Source organism: Herbiconiux gentiana (assembly GCF_024978135.1).
Classification (GTDB): Bacteria; Actinomycetota; Actinomycetes; order Actinomycetales; family Microbacteriaceae; genus Herbiconiux; species Herbiconiux gentiana.
Genome location: NZ_JANTEZ010000002.1, coordinates 105,299 through 127,124, shown reverse-complemented (window position 1 = coordinate 127,124; position 21,826 = coordinate 105,299). Strand labels below are relative to the sequence as shown.

At 71.0% G+C, this 21,826-nt stretch carries 20 protein-coding genes; 10 read left to right on the top strand and 10 right to left on the bottom strand.

The features are described from left to right. Entirely contained in the window at nucleotides 1–1,008 is a 1,008-nt protein-coding gene (locus NVV95_RS04355) for a glycoside hydrolase family 6 protein (protein ID WP_259485327.1), read from the top strand. Nucleotides 1,009–1,074: 66 nt separating this feature from the next. After that, nucleotides 1,075–2,022, top strand: a complete 948-nt coding sequence (locus NVV95_RS04350; RefSeq protein ID WP_259485326.1) for a response regulator transcription factor — start codon at nucleotides 1,075–1,077, stop codon at nucleotides 2,020–2,022. Between the two features lie 50 nt (nucleotides 2,023–2,072). Here NVV95_RS04350 and NVV95_RS04345 read toward each other — a convergent pair whose 3' ends face one another. Beyond that, a complete protein-coding gene (locus NVV95_RS04345; protein WP_259485325.1) occupies nucleotides 2,073–2,474 on the bottom strand; it encodes a hypothetical protein in 402 nt (133 codons plus the stop codon). Continuing rightward, the gene (locus NVV95_RS04340; protein WP_259485324.1) at nucleotides 2,471–3,919 is read right to left on the bottom strand and encodes a glycosyltransferase family 2 protein; all 1,449 of its coding nucleotides are present in this window, start codon (nucleotides 3,917–3,919) and stop codon (nucleotides 2,471–2,473) included. The genes NVV95_RS04345 and NVV95_RS04340 overlap by 4 nt, the downstream gene beginning before the upstream one ends. 104 nt (nucleotides 3,920–4,023) lie before the next feature. Between NVV95_RS04340 and NVV95_RS04335 the strand changes: the two genes are divergently transcribed. Then, complete coding sequence (locus NVV95_RS04335; RefSeq protein WP_259485323.1) at nucleotides 4,024–4,677, top strand: PDZ domain-containing protein; 654 nt, start codon at nucleotides 4,024–4,026, stop codon at nucleotides 4,675–4,677. Between the two features lie 6 nt (nucleotides 4,678–4,683). Here NVV95_RS04335 and NVV95_RS04330 read toward each other — a convergent pair whose 3' ends face one another. Beyond that, on the bottom strand, nucleotides 4,684–5,853 hold the full coding sequence (locus NVV95_RS04330; RefSeq protein WP_259485322.1) for a GGDEF domain-containing protein: 1,170 nt from the start codon (nucleotides 5,851–5,853) through the stop codon (nucleotides 4,684–4,686). Nucleotides 5,854–5,891: 38 nt separating this feature from the next. Continuing rightward, nucleotides 5,892–7,526 carry a sensor histidine kinase gene (locus NVV95_RS04325; protein WP_259485321.1) on the bottom strand — a complete coding sequence of 545 codons (1,635 nt, stop codon included), beginning with the start codon at nucleotides 7,524–7,526 and terminating at the stop codon, nucleotides 5,892–5,894. Between the two features lie 92 nt (nucleotides 7,527–7,618). Between NVV95_RS04325 and NVV95_RS04320 the strand changes: the two genes are divergently transcribed. The 3 genes from NVV95_RS04320 to NVV95_RS04310 are packed head-to-tail and all read left to right on the top strand — an operon-like array spanning nucleotide 7,619 to nucleotide 10,660. Further along, nucleotides 7,619–8,278, top strand: coding sequence for a response regulator transcription factor (locus NVV95_RS04320; RefSeq protein ID WP_259485320.1), 660 nt, complete (start codon nucleotides 7,619–7,621; stop codon nucleotides 8,276–8,278). 7 nt (nucleotides 8,279–8,285) lie between these two features. Continuing rightward, entirely contained in the window at nucleotides 8,286–9,494 is a 1,209-nt protein-coding gene (locus NVV95_RS04315) for an ATP-binding protein (RefSeq protein ID WP_259485319.1), read from the top strand. Then, on the top strand, nucleotides 9,491–10,660 hold the full coding sequence (locus NVV95_RS04310; RefSeq protein ID WP_259485318.1) for a hypothetical protein: 1,170 nt from the start codon (nucleotides 9,491–9,493) through the stop codon (nucleotides 10,658–10,660). The genes NVV95_RS04315 and NVV95_RS04310 overlap by 4 nt, the downstream gene beginning before the upstream one ends. A gap of 8 nt (nucleotides 10,661–10,668) precedes the next feature. Here NVV95_RS04310 and NVV95_RS04305 read toward each other — a convergent pair whose 3' ends face one another. Then, on the bottom strand, nucleotides 10,669–11,130 hold the full coding sequence (locus NVV95_RS04305) for a MarR family winged helix-turn-helix transcriptional regulator (protein ID WP_259485317.1): 462 nt from the start codon (nucleotides 11,128–11,130) through the stop codon (nucleotides 10,669–10,671). A gap of 23 nt (nucleotides 11,131–11,153) precedes the next feature. Beyond that, complete coding sequence (locus tag NVV95_RS04300; protein WP_259485316.1) at nucleotides 11,154–11,681, bottom strand: MarR family winged helix-turn-helix transcriptional regulator; 528 nt, start codon at nucleotides 11,679–11,681, stop codon at nucleotides 11,154–11,156. 135 nt (nucleotides 11,682–11,816) lie between these two features. Between NVV95_RS04300 and NVV95_RS04295 the strand changes: the two genes are divergently transcribed. The 3 genes from NVV95_RS04295 to NVV95_RS18380 all read left to right on the top strand — a co-directional run bounded on the left by NVV95_RS04295 (nucleotide 11,817) and on the right by NVV95_RS18380 (nucleotide 18,354). Further along, nucleotides 11,817–12,662: a TetR/AcrR family transcriptional regulator gene (locus NVV95_RS04295; RefSeq protein ID WP_259485315.1), complete on the top strand. Its 846-nt coding sequence runs from the start codon at nucleotides 11,817–11,819 to the stop codon at nucleotides 12,660–12,662. Beyond that, on the top strand, nucleotides 12,655–13,674 hold the full coding sequence (locus NVV95_RS04290) for a helix-turn-helix domain-containing protein (protein WP_259485314.1): 1,020 nt from the start codon (nucleotides 12,655–12,657) through the stop codon (nucleotides 13,672–13,674). The genes NVV95_RS04295 and NVV95_RS04290 overlap by 8 nt, the downstream gene beginning before the upstream one ends. A 138-nt stretch (nucleotides 13,675–13,812) precedes the next feature. Continuing rightward, nucleotides 13,813–18,354, top strand: a complete 4,542-nt coding sequence (locus tag NVV95_RS18380; RefSeq protein ID WP_269909031.1) for a S8 family peptidase — start codon at nucleotides 13,813–13,815, stop codon at nucleotides 18,352–18,354. Here NVV95_RS18380 and NVV95_RS04280 read toward each other — a convergent pair. The 4 genes from NVV95_RS04280 to NVV95_RS04265 all read right to left on the bottom strand — a co-directional run bounded on the left by NVV95_RS04280 (nucleotide 18,351) and on the right by NVV95_RS04265 (nucleotide 19,555). Then, nucleotides 18,351–18,620 (bottom strand): hypothetical protein, encoded by a 270-nt coding sequence (locus NVV95_RS04280; protein ID WP_259485313.1) that lies wholly within the window; start codon nucleotides 18,618–18,620, stop codon nucleotides 18,351–18,353. The two genes, NVV95_RS18380 and NVV95_RS04280, sit on opposite strands and share 4 nt — an antisense overlap. 91 nt (nucleotides 18,621–18,711) lie before the next feature. Then, the gene (locus NVV95_RS04275; RefSeq protein ID WP_259485312.1) at nucleotides 18,712–18,834 is read right to left on the bottom strand and encodes a hypothetical protein; all 123 of its coding nucleotides are present in this window, start codon (nucleotides 18,832–18,834) and stop codon (nucleotides 18,712–18,714) included. Further along, a complete protein-coding gene (locus NVV95_RS04270) occupies nucleotides 18,831–19,013 on the bottom strand; it encodes a hypothetical protein (RefSeq protein WP_259485311.1) in 183 nt (60 codons plus the stop codon). The genes NVV95_RS04275 and NVV95_RS04270 overlap by 4 nt, the downstream gene beginning before the upstream one ends. A gap of 59 nt (nucleotides 19,014–19,072) precedes the next feature. Continuing rightward, entirely contained in the window at nucleotides 19,073–19,555 is a 483-nt protein-coding gene (locus tag NVV95_RS04265) for a pyridoxamine 5'-phosphate oxidase family protein (RefSeq protein WP_259485310.1), read from the bottom strand. 100 nt (nucleotides 19,556–19,655) lie between these two features. Between NVV95_RS04265 and glgX the strand changes: the two genes are divergently transcribed. After that, on the top strand, nucleotides 19,656–21,740 hold the full coding sequence (glgX, locus tag NVV95_RS04260; protein WP_259485309.1) for a glycogen debranching protein GlgX: 2,085 nt from the start codon (nucleotides 19,656–19,658) through the stop codon (nucleotides 21,738–21,740). Nucleotides 21,741–21,826 lie beyond the last annotated feature (86 nt).

The following is a 21,826-nucleotide window of genomic DNA, read 5'->3' as shown; positions in this document are numbered from 1 at the left end:
GTGTCGACTAGGGGAGTGACGCGGCCCGTGCTGCCGCGCATCGGGCTGATCGTGGCGGTCGTCGCCATCCTGGCGGTACTCGTGGGCATGGTCGCCGGAGTCGGCGCCATCCTCTCGCAGGGCGGCGTCGCGGCGGGCAACCCGTTCGCCGGCACCTCGCTCTACGCCGACCCCGCCTCGAAGGCCGCCACCGCGGCCGACACGGCCGAGAAGGCCGGTGACGCCGACGACGCCGCGGTCTTCCGCCGCATCGCCGACGTTCCGACGGCGATCTGGCTGACCCCCGAGAAGCAGCCGATCGGCGAGGTGGGCGGCTACGTGGCCGACCTCGTCACGGCGGCGGCGAAGCTCGGCCAGGTGCCCCTGTTCACCGTCTACGGCATCCCGAACCGCGACTGCGGCAACTTCTCCAGCGGCGGCCTGACCGTCGAGCAGTACCCGGTCTGGATCGACGAGATCGCCACCGCGCTCGACGAGAGCGGCTCGATCGTCATCCTCGAACCGGATGCCCTGGCCCTCGCCGACGAGTGCGACAACGTCGAGGAGCGGCTCGGTGAGGTGGGGGACGCGGTCGACGCCCTCGCCGGCGCCGGCCTCACCGTCTACATCGACGCCGGGCACTCCAACTGGGGGCCGCCCGCCGAGATGGCCGAGCTGCTGAACCGCGCGGGCATCGAACGGGCGAGGGGCTTCGCCACGAACGTCTCGAACTACAACAACACCGACCGCGAGCAGTACTACGCGAACACCATCTCGGGTCTCACGAACGGTGCGCACTACGTGATCGACACCGGCCGCAACGGCAACGGGTCGACCGGCGAGTGGTGCAACCCCGCGGGCCGCGCGCTCGGCGCCGAGCCGTCGGCGAGCCCCTCGGGTTCGGCGCAGGACGCGAACCTCTGGATCAAGCCGCCGGGCGAGAGCGACGGCGAGTGCAACGGCGGCCCCGCGGCCGGCGAGTGGTGGAACGAGAGCGCGCTCGAACTCGCGGCCGACGCGGCCGGGTGAGCGGCCGCGTGACCGCCGACGAAGAATGCCCCGTCATCCGCCTCAACCGTTGGTAGCATCGGGGCAATGGACACACATGGGGAACGCCGCGTCGCCGTCATCATCGAAGACGACGCCGACATCAGGCATCTGCTCGAGACGGTGCTGACGCAGGCCGGTTTCGAGGTCATCGCGACTGGGAACGGCCTCGACGGCGTGCAGGCGGTGCGGGCCTACGACCCCATGGTCACCACCCTCGACGTGAGCATGCCCGGCATCGACGGCTTCGAGGCCGCCAAGCGCATCCGCACGTTCAGCAACACCTATCTCGTCATGCTCACCGCGCGCGACGAGGAGATCGACACGCTGCAGGGCCTCGAGGCCGGCGCCGACGACTACCTCACCAAGCCCTTCCGCCCGCGCGAGCTGCGCGCCCGCGTCGAGGCGATGATGCGCCGTCCGCGCCAGGTGCTGGCCGTCGACGGCTCGGGCCCGGTCGCGCCCGTCGCCGCGCCCGCTCCCGCCCCGGTGCAGGCGCCCGTGGCGGCCGCCCCTGCCGTAGCTCCGGCCCCCGCGGTCGCCGAGCCGCAGTACACGCCGGCCGCCACCGTGCAGGCCGTCGCGCCGCAGGCGGTGCCCGTCGAGGCGGCCGCCGAGGCGGCCGCACCCCCGGCGGCTGCGAAGAGCTACGACCGGGAGGACGGCTGGCTCGACCACAACGGCCTCTACGTCAACTCCGAGATGCGGCTGGCCGAGAAGGACGGGCGGGCGATCGATCTCACCCGCAGCGAGTTCGATCTGCTGAACGCCCTGATGGAGAGCCAGCGCCGGGTGCGCAGCAAGGCCGACCTGGCGCTGCTCCTGCGCGGCGAGAGCTACGTCACCGCCCACTTCGTGAGCGAGGCCGACAAGCGCGCCATCGAGGTGCACATGGCTAACCTGCGCCGCAAACTGGCCGACAGCATCACCACGCCGCGCTGGATCGAGACGGTGCGCGGCGTCGGCTACCGCCTCGCGGCCTCCGACAACGACTGACGCTCAGGCCAAGGCCAGGGCCAAGGCCCCAGGTCCGAACGCCTGACCCCTTAGGCCGACTTCGCCGACCGCGCCCCGCCGGCCGGCGCGCCGGGCCGCCGCATCGACTCCAGCACCCCGAGCAGCTCCTGGCACGTGGCCTCGCCCACGGCCTGCAGCCGAGGCAGGTGCCGCAGGCTGCCCTGCAGGTCGAAGCCCTTCACGGCCGAGTGCACCATGCCGGCGATGGCCTCGAGCGACCACGCGCCCAGCATCGTGCTCGACGAGCGGATGCTCAGCAGCACCACGTCGGCGTCGTCGAAGTCCCGGTTGCCGAGTGCCTTCATCAGCCTCTGGGACCGGGTCTCCCAGAGGCTGATGAAATCGTGCACGAAACGACCGCGCCGGTCGTCGTCCCCCACCGAGTTGAGGAGCGCGACCAGCGCGTCGTGTTCGACGTAGTTCGGTGTCAAACCTTGTACCCGCGGTAGCGGCGCAGCACCTTGCCGAACATCTCGAGGGTCTGGACGATGGTGATGACACCGAGGATCGGCCAGCCGATCCAGAGGATGGTCGACTGCATGAAGGCGTCCAGCTGGAACCAGCCGAGCACGAGCACGGCGATGGTGAGGAAGATCACCACGAACGGCACGAGGTAGCTGTTGCCGCGGCCCTTCTCGGCCTTGGCCTGGGCGGCCCAGTTGTCGGTCTGCTTGCGGGAGAGGAACTTCGTCCAGGCGCGGATGAAGTGCCCGAGCCTGATCCACATGTAGATCTCGGCGGGGAACAGCGCGACGGCGAAGAAGATGTCCCGCGCGCTGCGGTCGTGCATCGACAGCGCGGTGCGCAGGTTCAGCAGGATGGCGACGAGCGGTGGCACGAGCCAGATCGGCGAGAACACGAAGGCGCTGATCGAGAGCGACGCGAGCAGCAGCAGCACGAACAGCACACGCGTGACCAGGTTGATCAGCATGGAGAAGTTCTCGAGCCAGCGCAGACGCAGGTTCGGGTGGAACGGCTGGCCCTTGGTGTCGCCGCGCTGACCGGGCCACATGAGCTCGATGGCGCCGAAGTTCCACTTCACCTGCTGGCCGTCGAGGCCGCGGATGGTGGTCATGCCGCCGACGTCGGCGCGGGCCTGGGCGGAGATCTTGGTGAGGTAGCCGGCGCTCTTGATCTGCAGCGACAGCAGCGAGTCCTCGACCTCGCTGTCTTTCACCCAGGGGGTGTTCTGGTGGTTCTCGACCATGATCTGGCGGAGCGCCTTGGTGCTGAAGATCGAGAACTGGCCGCCGAGCACCGCCATGTTGCGGCCCTTCAGCATGTTCTGCATGTTGAAGGCGGCGAACTGGAAGCGCTGGCCCGTGACGAGGAACTTGGCGACGAAGCCCTTGATGGGCGCCTCGTCGATCGAGAAGATGGCCGAGATGCCGCCGATGCGCGAGTCGGAGGTGATCTCCTCCGCGAGGCGCTCCACCGCATCCGGAGCCGCCGTGGTGTCGCCGTCGACACCGAGGAGGAAGTCACAGCCCTCGACCAGCTGGTAGCCGTAGTTGAGCGCGCCGACCTTCTTGTCCTTGTTCTTGCCGATGTCGTGAACGTAGACCTCGGTGAACTGCTCGATGCCGTCGACCTCCTTGAGGTGCGGCCCGGCGTACTGGGCGGCGATCTTCACGGTGTCGTCGGTGGTGTTGTTCACCACGACGTGGATGACGTCGGGGAGGCGGGTCTGGCCGAGCAGCGACTCCAGCACGTCGGCGATGGACTCGGCCTCGTTGTAGGCGGGCACGATGCAGCCGATCGTGGGGCGGTAGCTCGGGAGCGACTCGACCGATTCGATGAAGTCGTTCTCGAACTCGTCGCCGTGGTCACCGAGCTCCGTGCGATCGGTGACGTAGGGGTTCAGGTTCTCTGCCATGTCGACAGTCTGGCGCAGCACCCCCAGCGTTGTCGCGTGAATGCGCCAGGGTCGCGTCAAGATCGGCTTAAGATTGCCTCAGTCGATCGGGGAAGGTGTTCCACATGGCACGCACGCGAACAACGAGGGTGCTGTCCAGGGCCCGCACGACGGGTGTCGCCGCCCTCGCCCTGACCGCGGTCGTGGCCCTGAGCGGCTGCGGAACGGCGCCGTGGGACCAGTCGCGCTTCAGCTCCACCACGCCGACCTCCTCGCCCACGAAGACGCCGACGGCGGCGCCCACGATCACACCGGTGGTCAACGAGCTCGCCACCGGCTCGGCGCAGCACCAGCTCCAGGCGGGCGACATCGCGCTCACCATCGACTACTACTCGACGCTGAGCATGGACGAGTGGACGGCCGAGGCGAACAAGCCGATCACCTTCACGCTCTCGGGCAAGCTCGGCACCGACGACGGCCAGAGCTTCTACCTCTCGCGCGTCTCGGTGACGCCGGCGGTCAACGGCCCGAGCGGCAGCCTTCCCGCACCGTCGCCCATCACCGACCAGTCCTCGGTGACCCCCGGCTACTACATCAAGGCGCCCTACAGCTACAGCCAGACGTTCATCCTGCCGGCGTTCGACCCCGCCGCCACCTCGGTGACGCTGTCGTTCACCTACGAGCTGCTGCTGCAGACCGCGCCGGGTTCGGGCGACTACGCCAAGCAGACCGCGAGCGACCAGCTGACGGTCGCGATCGCGCAGCCCCCGGCCGAGTAGCGAGCCTCAGCCCACCGGGCTGCGCCGCCCCACCACGATCCGGTTGCCGCCCTCGTCGCGGGCCTCGTCGGCGGCGGCGTCGAGCGCCGAGCGCAGCACGGGCAGCCCGTAGCCGAAGGTGTCGGTGTCGACGACGCCGAAGCTGGCCGTGGCCCGCAGCGACTGCTCGGTGTCGATCGGCTCGTCGACGAGCGCCGTCTGCAGCCGGATGGCGAGCTGCTCGGCGTCGTTGGCGGTGGCCACGACGGCCACGATGACGAAGCGCCCCGCGCCGGTGTGGCCGAGCAGGGCACAGGTCGGCGCGTGATGGCGGATGATCTGCGCCACCGAGCGGATGGCGCGGTCGCCGAAGTCGCGGCCGAACGCCATGTTCATCTGCGGCAGGTTGTCGACGTCCATCGCCACCATCGCGAGGCGCTCGCCGTGGAACGAGCTGCGCTCGATCCAGTCGGCCCACTGCTGCATGAACGGTGCCGCCGAGAGCAGGCCGACGGTGGAGTGCACGCCGACGGTCATGTCGCCGAGGGCGCGGGCTCCGGAGCGCTCGGCCTGCAGGATCGACAGCGAGATGGTGCTGAGCAGCACCAGCAGGATCGTCATCACCGTGGTGGTCTGCGTTCCGAAGTAGCTCTGGAAGACCTCGCTCGAGGGGCCGAGCGTGAGGAAGATCGAGGTGCGCAGCACGTAGTAGGCGCAGACGATCCAGAGGCAGAAGCTCAGGATGCGCGCGTTGAGGTTGCGCCGCATGCGCGAGCGCATGGTCTCGGCCCCACCCAGCCCGGCGAACACGGCGATGCCCGCGAACAGGCCCGCGGAGCCCGTCCACGCACCACCGGTCGGAGCCTCGACGGCGGTGAGCAGGGCGACGACGCCACCGCCCGCGAGGGCGATCCAGACGAGACCCGGCCGGCCGTTGAACACGCGGGCACCCGACCACAGGGCGCCGATCGAGACGACGTAGGCGCTGTTGCCGATGGCGAGCACCCACCAGAGCTGCGGGGCGACGCTCCAGGCCGAGAACGACAGCGCGGTGAGCATCCCGCCGAGGAACGACAGGCTCCACAGCCGGCCCGAGGCGTCGTTGCGGCGCATGGCCGTGTTGACGATGAACGACACCCCGCAGAGCAGGATCACGAACGTCGCGATCAGCAGGAGGGTACTGCTGTCGAGCTGCATGCCGCCCCTCCCGAAATCGCCGTCGCCGTCGCCGCAGTCTAACGCGCGCGCGGGATCGTGGCGGTGAACGTCGTGCCCACTCCGACGGTCGACGTCACGGAGAGCTCGCCGCCGTGGCGGCGCACGATGTCGCGGCTGATCGTGAGCCCGAGCCCTGAGCCGTGGATGGTCGACTGCCGCACGCCCTCGGCCCGGAAGTAGCGGTCGAACAGCTTCTGCTGCTCGAGCTCGCTCAGCCCGATGCCGGTGTCGCTGACCGCGAGGTCGATGCTGCTCTCGCCGGCGGAGACCGACACCGTCACCCGCCCGTCCTCGACGTTGTACTTGATGGCGTTCGTCAGCAGGTTGTCGACCACCTGCCGCAGCCGGAAGCCGTCGGCCTCGAGCAGCACCGCGCCCTCGACGGCGTTCTCGATCACGATGCCGCGCTCGGCCGCGGTGAGCACGTGGGCGTCGATGGCCTGCGCGACGATCTCGGAGAGGTCGCACTGGCTGAACGACATCACGATCTGCTGCTCCTTCTCGCTGGCCGCGGTGAGCAGGTCGGCGACGAGGGCGAGCAGCCGGTCGGAGTTGGCCGAGGCGACCTCGAGCATCGACCGGGTGCCGGGGTCGAGCGTCTCGTCGTCGAGCGCCAGCTCGAGGTAGCCGAGGATCGACGTCAGCGGCGTGCGCAGCTCGTGCGACACCGACGCCACCAGGTCGTCGCGCGCCCGGATCGCGTTGATCTCGCTCGTGACGTCGCGCGAGACCATGACCCCGCCGTCGAGCCTCCCGTCGGGCGAGGTGAGCGGGCGGGAGCTGATCGACAGCGCCACGCGGTGCTCTCCGGGTTCGCCGAGCCAGACCACGAGGTCGTCGTAGCGCTCGCCGGCGGTGGCCCGCCGGAACGGCTTCTCCTCGTCGGCGTAGGGGGTGACGCGGTCGGGCTGGTAGAGCACCGGATGCTCGACCGTCGTCTCGGGCAGGCCGAACTCCGTCTGCACCGAGCGGTGCGCGCGGTTCAGCAGGGTCTCCCGCCCCGACCGGTCGAACGCGATCACGCCGAACGTCACGGCGTTCAGCACCTCGTCGAGGGTCTGCTGCTGACGGCGAGCCCGCCCGAGCGCCACCTCGAGCAGCCCGGCCTGCTGGCGCAGCAGCCCTCGCTGCGCCGCGGTGCGGGCGGAGGTGGCGAGGGTGGTCGTCGCGATGAACACGAGCGTGGTGGGCAGCAGCAGAACGGTGGGGATCGAGGCGACGCCGAGCGGGTCTCCGCGCAGGGCGGCCGTGCCCCACAGCAGGGCCGTCGAGAGCCCCACGCTCACCACGGCGCCGGTGAAGGCGTAGTGGCTCGCCAGCCAGATGACCGGGAACACCAGCAGCAGCCCCGCCCCGAGCATCGTGTTGCCTTCGCGCACGGCGATGATCGCGACGATGTCGATGAGGGGGAGCAGCGCTGCCCAGTTGCGGTGCAGGCGCCACCAGGGGATGAGCGCCGCCGCCCCCGTCAGCCCGAACACCACCGAGACTCCGACGAAGAACCGCGGGTCGAGCACCGAGCTCGGCTGGAACACGTAGCTCGCGCAGACGAGCAGGAGCAGGGCGGCCGACAGCAGCAGCTGCGACTGGAATACGCCCCGGTCGAGCCGCGAGCGCCGTTCCGCCTCGGTGCTCTCCGGTGCCCTGGCCATGAGTTGAGGGTACAGGCAAGTCCCCGCGCCGGATTGGACTGCCCGAACGTGTGCCGGGTAGCATCGAATCAGGGGTCAGGGGTGGTGACGGCATGGACGGCAGGGTGCATACGGTCGGCATCGTCGACGACCACGAGCTGATCCTCGACAGCCTCACCGGCTGGCTCCGCCAGAACGCGCCCGAGCTCGACGTCGTGGCCCACAGCACCGGCTGGGTCGACATGGCCAGGCACCCCGCCTTCCCGCCCGACGTGGTGCTGATGGACCTGCAGCTGAAGGAGCCGATCTCGGTCGAGGCGCGCATCCGCATCTGCCGCTCGGTGGGCGCCTCGGTCGTCGTGCTGAGCGCCCTCGACAACCCCGACAACGTGCGCCGGGTGCTGGCCGCCGGGGCCGCGGCTTTCGTGTCGAAGTCGCAGCCGGCCGACGAGCTGCTCGCCGTGGTGCGCCGCGTGCTCGGCGTGCGGCCAGGCGCCGGCGCGGTGACGGAGGCGGTCGCCTGGGACGAGGCAGCCCGCCCCACGCGCGACGCGTCGCCGGGCATCCGCTTCAGTGAGCACGAGGAGGAGACGCTGCGGCTCTACGCCTCGGGGCACAGTCCGGTCGAGGTGGCGATGATCCTCGGCACGAACATCCAGATCGTCAAGAACGCGCTGGAGCGGGTGCGCGAGCAGTACGCCTCGGAGGGACGTCAGGCCGAGCGCAAGCAGGATCTGATGCTGCGCGCCGCCGAAGACGGCTACCTCGCGTGACCGCGCGATGACGCTCCAGATCGCGGCCGACGTCGACGGCCGGAGCACGAGCCGTGCGCTCGCCACCGCGGGCAGCTGGCTGGCGGTGGTGTTCCTCGCGGCCACCGCGCTGATCGTGACGGCCTTCATCCCGGTGACCGGCCGCGCCGACATCGTGGTCGGCATCGCCGGCCTCGTGGTCACCGGGTTCGCCGTGGTCGCCGCCCTGCGCACCGGGTCGCAGGTGCGCGCGGTGCTGTACACGGTCGCGGCCGGTCTCGGCCTCGCCCTCTACGCCTTCGTGGTGGCCGGGGTGTCGGTGGCCGACGCGGGCACCGCGGCCGCCCCGACCAGCGATTTCGTGCTGCTGTCGATGCCCGAGTTCGCGATCCTCGTCGTCGGCATCGCGGCCAGGTCGCTCGCCCGCTCGCTCGTGCTCGGCACGCTCGCCCTCCTCGTCGGCCCGGGGCTCGTGCAGCTCGTGGCCTGGCAGCAGGGCATGCGGCTCGCCCTCGACGTGCCGGTGCTGGCCTCCTGGCTCGCCCTCGTGCTGTTCGTCACCGCGCTCTGGATCGGCCGGCGGGAGGCGGCGCGCGGCACCGCGCAGATGCTCGACTCGGCGCTCGCCGAGGAGCGCCACCTGGCCGAGGCCCGGTTCACGGCGAGGGCGGCGGCCTGGGTCGGCGACACCGTGCTGACCGATCTGCGCGCGCTGGCGGCCACGCCGCCCGGCCCGCTCGGCGATCGCATGCTGCAGTCGCTCGACCGCGACCTGGCGAATCTCGCCGACACCAGCCTCGTGCTCTCGGGCCCCGAGATCGGGGCCTCGGCCTCCCGGTCGCTCGCCTCGGTGCCCCTGCTGGTGTCGGTGGTGCGGGCCGCCGAGCAGCAGGGGCTGCGCATCCGCGTGACCGGCGACACCGAGGTGATCAACGGCGTGCGGCCGGCCGACGCGCGCAACCTCGAGCGGGCCATCTCGGAGTGCCTCGAGAACGTGCGACGGCACTCCGGTCAGATCGACGCCGAGATCGCCGTCTACTACAGCGCACCCGAGGTCAGTGTGATGGTGTCGGATGCGGGGGTCGGCTTCGACGTGGACGCCGCGGGCGACGAGACGGTGGGCCTGCGGGTCACCGTGGTCGACAGCATCGTCGAGACCGGCGGTTCGGTGCAGATCTGGTCGCGGCCGGGAACCGGCACCGCGGTGTTCATGACGGTGCCGGGAGCCCCCCGGTGAGCGCCCGCACCCCGAGCCGCTCGGTGCCGCTGGGCTCGGTGCGCGCCCCGCGGGGAACCACCGCCCTCGATTTCGACCCGCTGGCCGCCATCAGCGCGCGCGGCTTCCTGATCGTGGTGGCGACCGTGTGCCTGGTCTCCGCCGTGGCGCTCACGGTGACGACCGCCGCGCAGACCTCGTCGTGGCCGCTGGCCATCGGGGCGCTGGTGGCGCTCGCCGCCGGCTTCGGCTGGTTCATCCGCTCGGCCTTCGACTTCACCGTGGGGGTCTCGACCGACCGCTTCGCGACGGTCTTCGCCCTGCTCGCGGTGGCCACGGTGCTCAACTCGCTCGGTTCGCTCGGCAGCAACCTGCTGGTGCGCGACGACTGGGGGCTGCTGACGCTGGCTCTCGCCCTGATGGCGGCGGCACCCTTCCGCACGGCTGCCGAGCTGGGGCTGTACACCGGTATCTCGACGGCGCTGGTGACCGTGCTGTCGCTGCTGCACGTGTTCTTCAGTCCGCTCACGCCCGTGCCCATCGCGGTGATCGTGCTGGTGGCGGTCGCGCCCGTGCTGGCGCTCGGCCTCGGGGCGATGGGCTACGCGCGGGTGCTGCTGGCGGGCATCTACGCCGAGCGCCTTGCGCAGGCCGAGGCCAGGGACCGGCAGTTCGACGCCCAGCGTCAGCGGTTCATCGACGACGACGGAGTCGGCTCGATCGGGCCCCTGCGCGAGGAGGTCGTGCCCTTCCTCGCCCGGTTGCGGATGGCCGGCGAGCTGACGGTCGACGACCGCCTGCGCGCGGCCGAGCTGACCGCCCGGCTGCAGGCCGCGGTGGACGGCTCCCGGCCCGCCGACTCGCTCGGCGACCAGGTCGACGTCTTCATCGACGAGGCGGAACTGTCGCTCCGCATGCACGAGGACGACCGGGCGACCATCCGCGCCGTGCTCCGGGAGCTCAACCAGTCGCCGCGGCGCACCCCCGGCACCCTGGTGCTCGAACTGCTGGAGGGCGAGGAGGACCGCTTCGGCATCATCCGCTGCTCCAGCGCCGACGTGCGGAGCCTGCGCGCCGAGGTGCTCCCGTTCATCCGCATGATGCGGCTGATGATGAGCACCGCCTCCGACGAGGTGGCGGGGGACGAGCTGCTGCTGCACTTCGATCTGCAGCGCCTGGCGTCGTAGGCGGGCTGTCAGCCGGGCTGCGGCGCCTCGTCGAGGGTGACCTCGAGGGCGTCGCTCATGCTGTGCAGGAAGCGGTGCAGCACCTCGGCCTGGGTGGCGTCGAGCCGACGGGCCACCGCCATCATGCGGGAGTGCATCGCGCCGAGGGTCTCGCGCACCTCGTCGTCGGAGCCCGGGGTCGCGACGACCGCGAGGCTGCGACGGTCGTTCGGGTGCGGCATGCGCGAGAGATGGCCCGACTTGGTGAGCCGGTCGAGCATGACCGTCACCGAGGCCGACTTCATGTCGAGGTGATCGGCCAGCATGCCGGGCGTGACGAGCCGACCCTCGCCCTGGGCCTTCAGCAGGTAGCGCAGGGCGGTGAGGTCGTTCTCGCCCATCTTCATCGACTCGCGAGTGCGACGCCGCATGGCCTCCTCGGCGAGCCGGTAGGCCCTCAGTTCGGCGATGACCTCGTAATTCTTCGGCACGGATTAACGATATCGACGCGGCGTCAGGCGCGGTCGTCGCGGTCGGCCTGGTGATTGTCGACCTGGTCGACGGCCTCCCGCATCTCGGTGAGGAAGTCGACGATGATGCGCACCTCGTCGGAACTCAGCCGCTCGACGACGTCGATGAGTTCGGGGCGCACGTCGCCGAGGGTCGCCGCTTCGATCGCGTCTTTGGGGATGGTCGGCACGATGATGAGCGCCCGGCGGTCGAACGGGCTGGGCTCGCGGTGGATGTGACCGTTCTTCTCGAGCCGGTCGAGCAGCACCGTGATGGAAGCACTGGTGATCCCGAGGTACTGCGCGAGCTCTTTGGGGCCCACGGTCTTTCCCTGTTCGGTCGCGCGGAGGAGGTACCGCATGGCGATCAGGTCGTTCTCGCCCATGTTCATGGACTCCTGCGACCGCCTGCGCATGGCGGACTCGGCGGAGCGGAAGGTGCGCATCGCCTCGAGGACGGCGATGCTCCTGTCGCGCTCGGCGTCGTCTCCGTACCAGTAGTGCGGATCCGAATCGGGTCGATTCGTGGTCATCCCTCAAACATAGTCCAACTCTTTACTAGACGGGCTAAAGATCTGCGAATACCACCCGCTGGCCGGTTTGTCACTACTCTGGTGCTCACGAATCGGCTCGCCGCCTGAGCCCACGACCTGACCCGGGGGTTACGAGTGACCGAAGTCGTCGACGGCGCCCGCATGGGGGGCGAGCCCGACTCGCACCGGCCCCGTTCGCGCATCCCGGCGGCCGAGGTGCGCCGGCGGGTGCTCGACGTGGCGATGGAGCGCGTGGAGGGCATCGGACTGACGATCGGCTTCGAGCACCTCGTGATGGACGACCTCATCCGTGAGGCCGGTGTTCCGCGCAGCTCGACCTACCGGCTCTGGGACTCCAAGGAGGCCTTCGTCACCGAGCTCCTGATCGAGATCGCCCGCGAGACCTCGAACAAGCTCACCGACGACGAGACGCTCGCCCTCAGCGAGCGCATCCTGCTGGCGAACATCGACCGGTTGTCGGATGCCCGGGAGCGCCAGCAGGTGCTGTACGAGGTCATCCGGGTGGCCCTCGAGCACAATTTCCGCGCCGTGATCGAGTCGGTGTCGTGGCAGTCCTACGTCGGACTGTCGGCCACGCTGCTCAGCCACCTCGACTGGCCCGCGCGCATCGAGATCGAGCGCGCGCTGCTCTCGGGCAGCGCCGAGTTCGTCGAGCACATGGCCGAGTTCCACCGCCAGTTCTCGCAGGTGCTCGGCTACCGCCTGAAGGAGGAGTGGGAGGGCGACTACCGCCCCTACGCCACCGTGATCTCGGCGGTCGTCGAGGGCCTAGGGCTCCGGCACCTCGGCAACCCCGGGATCGTCGACGCGCGCTACCGGGGCCCCGCGACCACCAGCTCCGACGACCCCGACTGGGCGCTGCCGGCCCTCGCCCTGCTCGCAGTCTTCGAGCGCTTCCTCGAGCCCGACCCCGACTACGCCGCCGCCGCCGTCATCGCGGCGCTGCGCGACCGTGCCTGACGACGCGCCGCTGCTCGACGTCGCCGGCCTCGATCCGCTGAGCGAACGGGTCTACCTCGAGCTGCTGGCGCAGGGCAAGGGGAGTGCCGCCCGCACCGCCGAGCGGTTCGGTCTCGGCCTGCCCGCGGCCTCCGCCATCCTGGAGGGGCTGCGCGAGCTCGGTCTGGCGTCGCGCCTGGAGGGCGCCGAGCGCGAGTACACCGCGGTCGACCCGGGCTACTCGCTCCGCGCCATCGCGGACCGGATGGGCGACCAGGTGCTGCGCATCCGCGAGGCACTGCCCCGTCTGGTGGAGATCTTCGAGCGGGTGCCGCCGAGCGGCGTCGACCAGACCCAGACCACGATCCTCGCCGACGCCGACGCGGTGGCCGCCTGGTACACCCGGCTGCAGCACGAGGCGCGCACCGAGTTCCTGGCCTTCGACCGGCCGCCCTACGTCTCGGCGTCGCTCGATCCGGTCGAGGCGAGCGCGCTCGGTCGCGGAGTCGGCTGGCGCGCGATCTACACGGTCGAGAGTTTCGACGACGGCACCACCTGGGAGGAGGTGGCCGAGCTCGCCGAGCAGGGGGAGGAGGCGCGGATCGCCCCCCAGCTGCCGGTGAAGCTCGCCATCGTCGACCGGCGGGCCGCGCTGGTCTCGCTGACGCTGGAGCCCGGCCGCATCTCGGCCCTCGTCACCTCCTCGGCCCCGCTGATCGACGCCCTGCACCAGCTGTTCGAGTTCCACTGGGCCCGGTCGCTGCCGCTCGCCGAGTCGCGCGCGCAGGTGGAGGCCGGCGAGGCCGTGCCGCGGGGGAGGGTGGCCGGAGCGGGCCGCACCCGGGAAGCGTCATCCGAGGAGCGGGCGCTGCTCGCCCTGATGGCGGTCGGCATGAAGGACGACGCCATCGCCCGGCAGCTGCAGATCTCGCCGCGCACCCTCCGCCGGCGCAGCCAGGAGCTGATGGCCGAGCTCGAGGCCGCGACGCGGTTCCAAGCGGGCCTCGAGGCCGGCCGACGCGGCTGGTTGTGAACGGGGCGTCGCCGGCGTGTAACGATCGCGTTTCCGGCGCTGGCCGACTGCGGCCACTGGCCTAGTCAGGCCAAGTCATGGGCGGGAGCCCTCCCCAGAATGGGACGACCGAACGCCGTCCAACGATCAAGGGTTCCCGTGACTACGCTTCCTCCGGCTCCGCTCCGCCCCCTCCGTCCCTCCCGCTCCGCCCGGCTGATCGCGGCGGTCGCCGCAACACTGCTCGGCAGCGGAGCCGGGCTGCTCGGCGCGGGCACGGCGTCCGCGTCGACGCTGCCGGGTGCGCCCACCGCGACCGCCCCGGTCTCCGCAGCGCCCGCAGCCCCGGCCGCCGCGGCCGAGAGCTACCCCGACGGCCGCTACATCGTCATCCTCCGCGACGACGCGGTCGCCGGCTACCGAGGCGGCCTTGCCAAGCTGCCGGCCACCCAGCCCGACCCGGGCGACGACCTCGACCTGCGCTCCCGTCGCGCCCAGGACTACACGAGCTACCTGCAGAACCGGCAGCAGACCCTCGCCGACTCGGTCGGCGCCGACATCACGACCTCCTACACCGTCACGACCAACGGCTTCTCGGCCGGCCTCACGGCCGACCAGGCCTCCGCGCTCGCCACCGATCCGCTGGTCGACCGCATCATCCCCGACGAGCTGCTGCACCTGCAGGCCACGTCGTCCACCGAGTTCCTCGGCCTCACCGGCCCCGACGGGGTGTGGGCGCAGACCGGCGGCGTCGAGGCCGCGGGCGAGGGCGTCGTGGTCGGCGTGATCGACAGCGGCATCGCCCCCGAGAACGCCTCGTTCGCCGGCGACCCCCTCGGCACCGCGCCCGGCGCCGAGCCCTACCTCGATGGCGACTCGATCGTCTTCGACAAGGCCGACGGCGGCACGTTCCGGGGTGCCTGCCAGACGGGCGAGGGATTCACCGCCGACGACTGCTCGACCAAACTGGTCTCGGCCCGCTACTTCGTCGACAGCTACGGCGCCGACACGATCAACCGCGACCGGGGCGAGTACCTGTCCCCTCGCGACGGCAACGGACACGGTTCGCACACCTCCAGCACCGCCGCGGGCGACGCCGGAGTCGCCACCGTCGTGGCCGGCCGCGAGCTCGGCGACATCGCCGGCGTCGTGCCCGGTGCGCGGGTCGCCACGTACAAGGCGTGCTGGACGGGACCCGAGGCCTACGACGACGGCTGCCAGACCGGCGACCTCCTCGCCGCCATCGACGCGGCCGTGGCCGACGGCGTCAACGTCATCAACTACTCCATCGGCGGCGGGGCGGCCCAGACCACCATCTCCGCCACCGACGAGGCCTTCCTGAACGCCGCCGCCGTCGGCGTGTTCGTGGCCGCCTCGGCGGGCAACGACGGCGCCGACCCCTCGACCGCCGACAACGCGGCCCCCTGGATCACCACGGTGGCCGCGTCCACCATCCCGTCGTACGAGGCCACCGTGCGTCTCGGCGACGGCCGGATCGTGCTCGGCGGGTCGATCACCGTGCCCGGTGACGCCCCCGTCGAGGGCCGTCTCGCCGACGCCACGGCGCTCGCGGCCGACGGTGCCGCCGACCCGCAACTCTGCGGCACCGGAACCCTCGACCCCGCGAAGACCGCCGGCCTGATCGTGCTCTGCGACCGCGGCGAGATCGACCGGCTCGAGAAGTCGGCCGAGGTGAAGCGCGCCGGCGGCATCGGCATGGTGCTGGTCAACCCCACCTCGAGCTCCGTCGACCTCGACGCCCACACGGTGCCCACCGTGCACGTCGACGCCGAGTCCTCCGCCCTGCTGCACGCCTACGCGGCGACGACGGATGCGCGGGTCATCCTCGAGGACGGCAACACCGCCGGGCTGCCCTCGCCGGCCACCCCGCAGATCGCCGGCTTCTCCTCGCGCGGCCCGATCCTGGCCGACGGCGGAGACGTGCTGAAGCCCGACGTCGCGGCCCCCGGAGTGGCGATCCTCGCCGCCAGCGCGAACGCCCCGGGAGCCGACGGGCGCTACGCGCTGCTCTCGGGCACCTCGATGGCCTCGCCGCACGTCGCCGGCCTGGCGGCGCTGTATCTGGGCGAGCATCCGCTGGCCACCCCCGACGAGATCAAGTCGGCCATGATGACCACCGCCCACGACACAGTCGACGCGAGCGGTGACGCCGTCGCCGACCCCTTCGCGCAGGGCGCCGGTCAGGTCGACCCCACCCGGTACTTCGACCCGGGGATGCTCTACCTGAACGGCCCCGAGGAGTGGTTCGGCTACGCCGAGGCGGTCACGGGCCTCGAGCTCGGTGTCGACACGGTCGACCCGTCCCAGCTCAACCTGGCGTCGATCAGCGTCGGCTCGCTCGCGGGAACCGAGACCGTCACGCGCACCGTGACGTCGACACGGGCCGGCGTCTTCACCGCGGCCCCGGTGTCGATGCCGGGGGTCGAGGTCGAGGTCTCCCCGGCCACGCTGAGCTTCGCGGCCGCCGGTGAGCAGCAGCAGTACACGGTGACGTTCACACGAACGGATGCTCCGCTCGACCAGTTCGTCACCGGTGACCTGCGCTGGGCCGACGCCGACGGCGCCACGGTCACGACCCCGCTCGCCGTGCGCCCGATCACCCTCACCGTGCCCGCCGAGGTCGCCGGAGACGGCGTCGACGGCTCGGTCGAGATCCCCGTGGCCGTCGGAGCCACCGAGGCCGTCGACCTGACGAAGGCCGGGCTCGCCCGCGGCCGCACCGTGCGGGGCGTCGGCCACGCCGGAGCGACCGACGACCGCTACGTCATCACCGTGCCGGAGGGGACGAGCTGGGCGCGCTTCGACCTGCAGAGCGACGACCCGACGGCCGATCTCGACCTGCACCTGTCGCAGTACGACCACCAGCAGGTCATTCCGGTCCAGTCCCGCGCGACGCCGAACCCGGGCGAGCTGCTCGACATGCCGGAGCTCCCCTCGGGCACGTACATCCTCGACGTCGAGTTCTACTCGGGCGACGGCGATCTCGGCTACACCCTGACGAGCTACCTGCTCGGCTCGTCGACCACCGACGGAGCACTGACCCTCAGCCCCGACCGTCTGGAGATGACGCTGGGGCAGCCGGCCTCGACGGTCGTCTCCTGGAGCGGTCTCGAGCCCGGCACCCGGTACCTCGGGCGCGTCGGCTTCGGCGCCACCGGGCACAGCACGATGCTGACGGTGACCACCGCCGGCGACCCGGCGGCGCCCGCGCCCGCCGACCCCGCGGTCTCGCTCGACCACCCGTGGTCCCGCGCGGGCACCGACGTGGGCGTGCAGGTGGCGGGGATCGTCCCGGGTGATCCGTACGAGATCGCGCTGGACGGGCAGCTCGTCGCCACCGGTGTCGGTGCGGCCGACGGCACCGACATCCGCGCCGTGCTGCTGCCGGCCGAGCTGGCGGTGGGCGAGCATCCGGTAACCCTCACCACCCGCGGTGTCACCGTGCAGACGACGCTGAACGTCGCCGAGATGCTCGTGTTCGACATGCTCGACAACCCGCAGTACGACTCGGACGGTGCCGGCACCGTCGACCTGGAGACCCTCGTGGCCGGCACCGGCCGCCTCGCGCTCACCGTGACCGGCTCGACCGGCACCGTGCTCGACGAGACGATCGACGTCGCCATCGACCCGATGTTCTACGTCGACTCGGTGCGGAGCTCGCGGGTGGCGGTCGCGCCCGGGGTCTACACGGCCGAGGCGTGGGCGCTCGCCGCCGACGGCACCCGCAGTCAGCACGTCGTGCACCGCTTCTCGATCGAGGCGAACGCGCCGAGCGACGTCTCGATCAGCCAGAACGCCGAGAACCCCGACCTCGCCGACCTGCGCTTCGTGAACCGCTCGGGCGACGTGTTCGACCTCACCCTGCGCTACAAGCTCTGCAGCGGGCCCGTCGTGTTCTCGACGGTGTGGGTGAACGGCGAGACGGTCGAGACGACCTTCGACATGACGGCCGCCACCTCGGTCGAGCTGATCCGGGCCGACGGGAAGGTGCTCGCGGGGTACCTCAACGCGGGGCCGGCGCGCTGCGCCGCCGAGCCGAGGATCACCCAGGACTTCTGGGCGACCTTCCGCGACCTCCCCGACCAGGCCGAGGACGGCAGGCCGCTGACGATGACGTACTCGAACCGGTACCCGGCCTACAGCGGCGGGTTCTCGTTCACGGCGGGCATCGGCTCGAGCATCCGTGACGGACTGATCTACAGCGAGCGCGTCTCGCACGAGGTGGTCACCGAGGTGGGGCCGGTGGTGGACGTCACGCTCGCGGTGCCCGAGGGCGAGCCGATCTGGTCGCGGGCGTTCTACGAGGTGTCGTCGCCCGACATCCACCTCACGGCGCACCGGGTGATCTATGCGCAGGCGGTCGATCGCTCGATGCTGCAGCCGGTGGTCGACCCGGTCGACCCGGGGACGCCTGGCACGCCTGGTACACCGGGGACGCCTGGCACGCCTGGGCCGGTGGCGCCTGGCACGCCGGCCGACCCGGGCGTGCCGGCCCAGCCCGGAGCCCCCGGCGGCTCGCACGGCGACGGTTCGGCCGAGGCGTCGGACGACCTGGCCGCCACCGGCTGGGCGGCCGCCCCCGGCGTCGCCGCGGCGATCGTGCTGCTGGTGCTCGGCGGCGGGGCGCTGCTGCTGCACCGGCGCCACGGTCGGCGGCGGGTCACGCGCGACGGGATCTAGCGCCGCTGCTCGTTGAGCACGCTCGGAACCGCGCTCGCGAGTGCCACTCGATGGCACTCGCGAGCGGCGTCCTCCAGGGTGCCGAAGTAGCCGGCGCCGATCAGGTGCCGCGGCCGCCGCCAGCTGACGGCCCGGAACGCCCACACCGTGCGCTCACCGACCTTCACCGGCAGGTGCCTGATCTCGGCGAACGGCTCGGTCGTGCCGGGTCGTGGAAAGATCCACGAGTTCGCGTGCAGGGTCTGAACGGGGTGCCAGTCGGCCAACGATGCTCCTCTCGAGAAGCACGCCGGCCCGCGCACCACCGATGGTAGTGCGCGGGCCTGACATTCGTGACCTGCCGGGGAGAGGCGGGGATCAGCCCGAGGGGTTCTCCACCGGCGCCCCACCGGGCTCGGTTCCCGTGTCGGGGTCGACCGTGGTGGGGTCGGGCACGTCGGTGTCGATCTCGGGCTCGGTGCCGGGCTTCGCGTCGGTCATTCGGTGCCTCCCTGGGTGCTGCTGTCGTCCTGGTTCCCGCTGTCCTGGGCGCCGCCGCCCGAGACCGTGTCCTCGCCGGGCTCGGAGGTGCTGCCGTCGGAGCTCGAGCCGTCGGGCAGGTCCTCCGTGCGCTCCTTCTCGGACTCGCTCACGTCGGTGGATCCGTCTTTCGCGGTCATCGTCGATCTCCCTACTGTTCGGTGCTGCGGTTCATGTGGTGGTCTGGAGATGGTGCGGTCTAGAGGTCGAGCTTGGCGTTGTCGCCGCCCTCGTAGGGCTCGCCCGTCACCTTCGATTTGACGAAGCTGAACAGGGTGGCGACCCGTCCGCCGGGGCTGTCCCAGTACTCGGCGCCGTCGGCGCTGAACTTCAGCAGCCGCACCTCGGGGTCGTCGGGGCCCTCGGGGAACCAGGCCTCGAGCGTGGAGCTCCACAGCTCCTTCACCTTCGCCTGGTCGGCCACTTCCGCGGCGGTGCCGGTGAGCGAGACCCAGCTGTCGTTCGAGCTGAGCGTGACGCCGGCGGTGGGGTTCACCTGCAGGTTCTGCAGAGCCGAGGCATGGGCGCCCACGATGAACCAGAGGTCGCCGTCGAACTCGGCCTCCTGAACGGTGAGCGGATGCGCGACCAGACGACCCTGGTCGTCGACCGTCGTCAGCATCGCGAACCGGAAATCCTTCACGAGACCGGCGAGGGTCTCGACGTCGCTTTTCTCTGTCATGTTCGCGACCGTACTGCTGTTGGCGGTTTTCGGCTCGCGTGGCTCACTGGGAGAGCGCCCCGCATCGCGGGTCGCGTCCTCCGAAGAGAACAAGGAACCCATGCCCGACTCCCGATCCCTGCCCTACCCGCTGGGCATCAGCTTCATCGACGGCCGCGCGAACGCCGCCGTCTACAGCGAGACCGCCGACGCCGTCTACGTCTGCACCTTCGACGAGGACGGCACCGAGACCCGCACGCAGCTCGAGCTGCGCACGGGCCACGTCTTCCACGGCCTGGTGCCGAACATGGGTGTAGGCACCCGGTACGGCCTCCGCGTCGACGGCCCCTGGGCGCCCGAGCAGGGGCTGCGCCACAACGTGCACAAGCTGCTGCTCGACCCCCACGCCACGGCGATCGAGGGCGGCTACGACTACTCCAAGAACGAGACCCTGTTCGGGCACAAGCTCGACGACCCCGAGACGCTCAACACGCTCGACTCGGCCCCGGCGAGCCCGCGCTGCGTCGTGACGACCGGGCCGGATGCTCAGGAGTTCGACTGGGCGGGCGACCGCGCCCCGCGCATCCCGCTCAGCCAGACCGTCGTGTACGAGACCCACGTCAAGGGCTTCACGATGCTGCACCCCGAGATCCCCGAGGACGTGCGCGGCACCTACGCGGGGCTCGCGCATCCGGCCGCCCTGAAGCACTTCACCGACCTCGGCGTCACCTCGGTCGAGCTGCTGCCCGTGCACCAGTTCGTGCAGGACAGCCATCTCGAGGAGAAGGGGCTGCGCAACTATTGGGGCTACAACTCCATCGGCTTCTTCGCCCCCCACAACGAGTACGCCACCGGCGGGGCCGACGCCGCGGGCGGCCATCAGGTCGACGAGTTCAAGGCCATGGTGAAGGCGTTCCACGAGGCGGGCCTCGAGGTCATCCTCGACGTGGTCTACAACCACACCGCCGAGGGCAACGACCTCGGCCCGACGCTCAGCTTCAAGGGCATCGACAACGCCTCCTACTACCGCCTGGTCGAGGGCGACGAGCAGCACTACTTCGACACCACCGGAACGGGCAACAGCCTGAACGTCGGCCACCCGGCCGCCCTGCAGCTGATCATGGACTCGCTGCGCTACTGGGTGACCGAGATGCACGTCGACGGCTTCCGCTTCGACCTCGCCACCACGCTCACCCGGCAGGGGGGCGACGCCGAGATCCACAGCGCGTTCCTCACGCTCATCCAGCAGGACCCGGTGCTCGCCCCGGTGAAGATGATCGCCGAGCCCTGGGACACCGCGGGCTACCAGGTCGGCGGCTTCCCGGCCGGCTGGTCGGAGTGGAACGGCAAGTTCCGCGACGACGTGCGCGACTTCTGGAACGGCACCGACACCGTGCTCGGCACCGTCTCGCAGCGCATCCTGGGCTCGCCCGACGTCTACGAGGCATCGCGCCGCTCGCCGCTGTCGAGCATCAACTTCGTCACCGCGCACGACGGCTTCACGCTGCACGACCTCACCTCGTACGCCGCCAAGCACAACTCGGCCAACGGCGAGGGCAACAACGACGGCGAGAGCGACAACAAGTCCTCCAACGGCGGAGCCGAGGGCCCTACCGAGGACGAGGCGGTGAACGCGCGCCGCGACCGCAAGCGCCGCAACCTCATGGCCACGCTGCTGCTCTCGGCCGGCGTGCCGATGATCCTCGGCGGCGACGAGCTCGGTCGCACCCAGGGCGGCAACAACAACGCCTACTGCCAGGACAACGAGACGTCGTGGTACGACTGGGCCGCGGTCGACCTCGAGCTGTTCGAGTTCACGCGGGCGCTGCTCGAGCTGCGACGGGAGAGCCCCGCGCTCCGCCCGGAGTGGTTCCGCCACGCGCCCGACGCCGACGTGCCCGAGGAGATCGCCGGCGACACCGTCGTGCTCGAGCGCAGCGACGGCAAGGAGTTCGCCGACCACGACTGGGACAACCCCGACGCCCGCACGATCACTCTCGTGTTCGAGCACGAGGGTGACGACTCGTTCGCCCTGCTGCTGAACGCGGCCGAGAACGGTGTCGAGTTCCAGGTTCCGGATGCGCCCGGCGCCGAGTGGGAGCTCGCCCTCTCGAGCGACCCCGAGCAGCAGGTGGTGCCGCCGGTCACCACGCTGATCGCCTCGGGCGGTTCGTTCACGCTGCTGCGCTCCCGCGCCTCGGCCTGAGTCTTCGGAGGGCCCGGGCGCGACGCGACAGCCGCTGAGCGAGCGGCTGCACGAATAGCGTGCCGGGCCCCCGACAGAGGCGTACG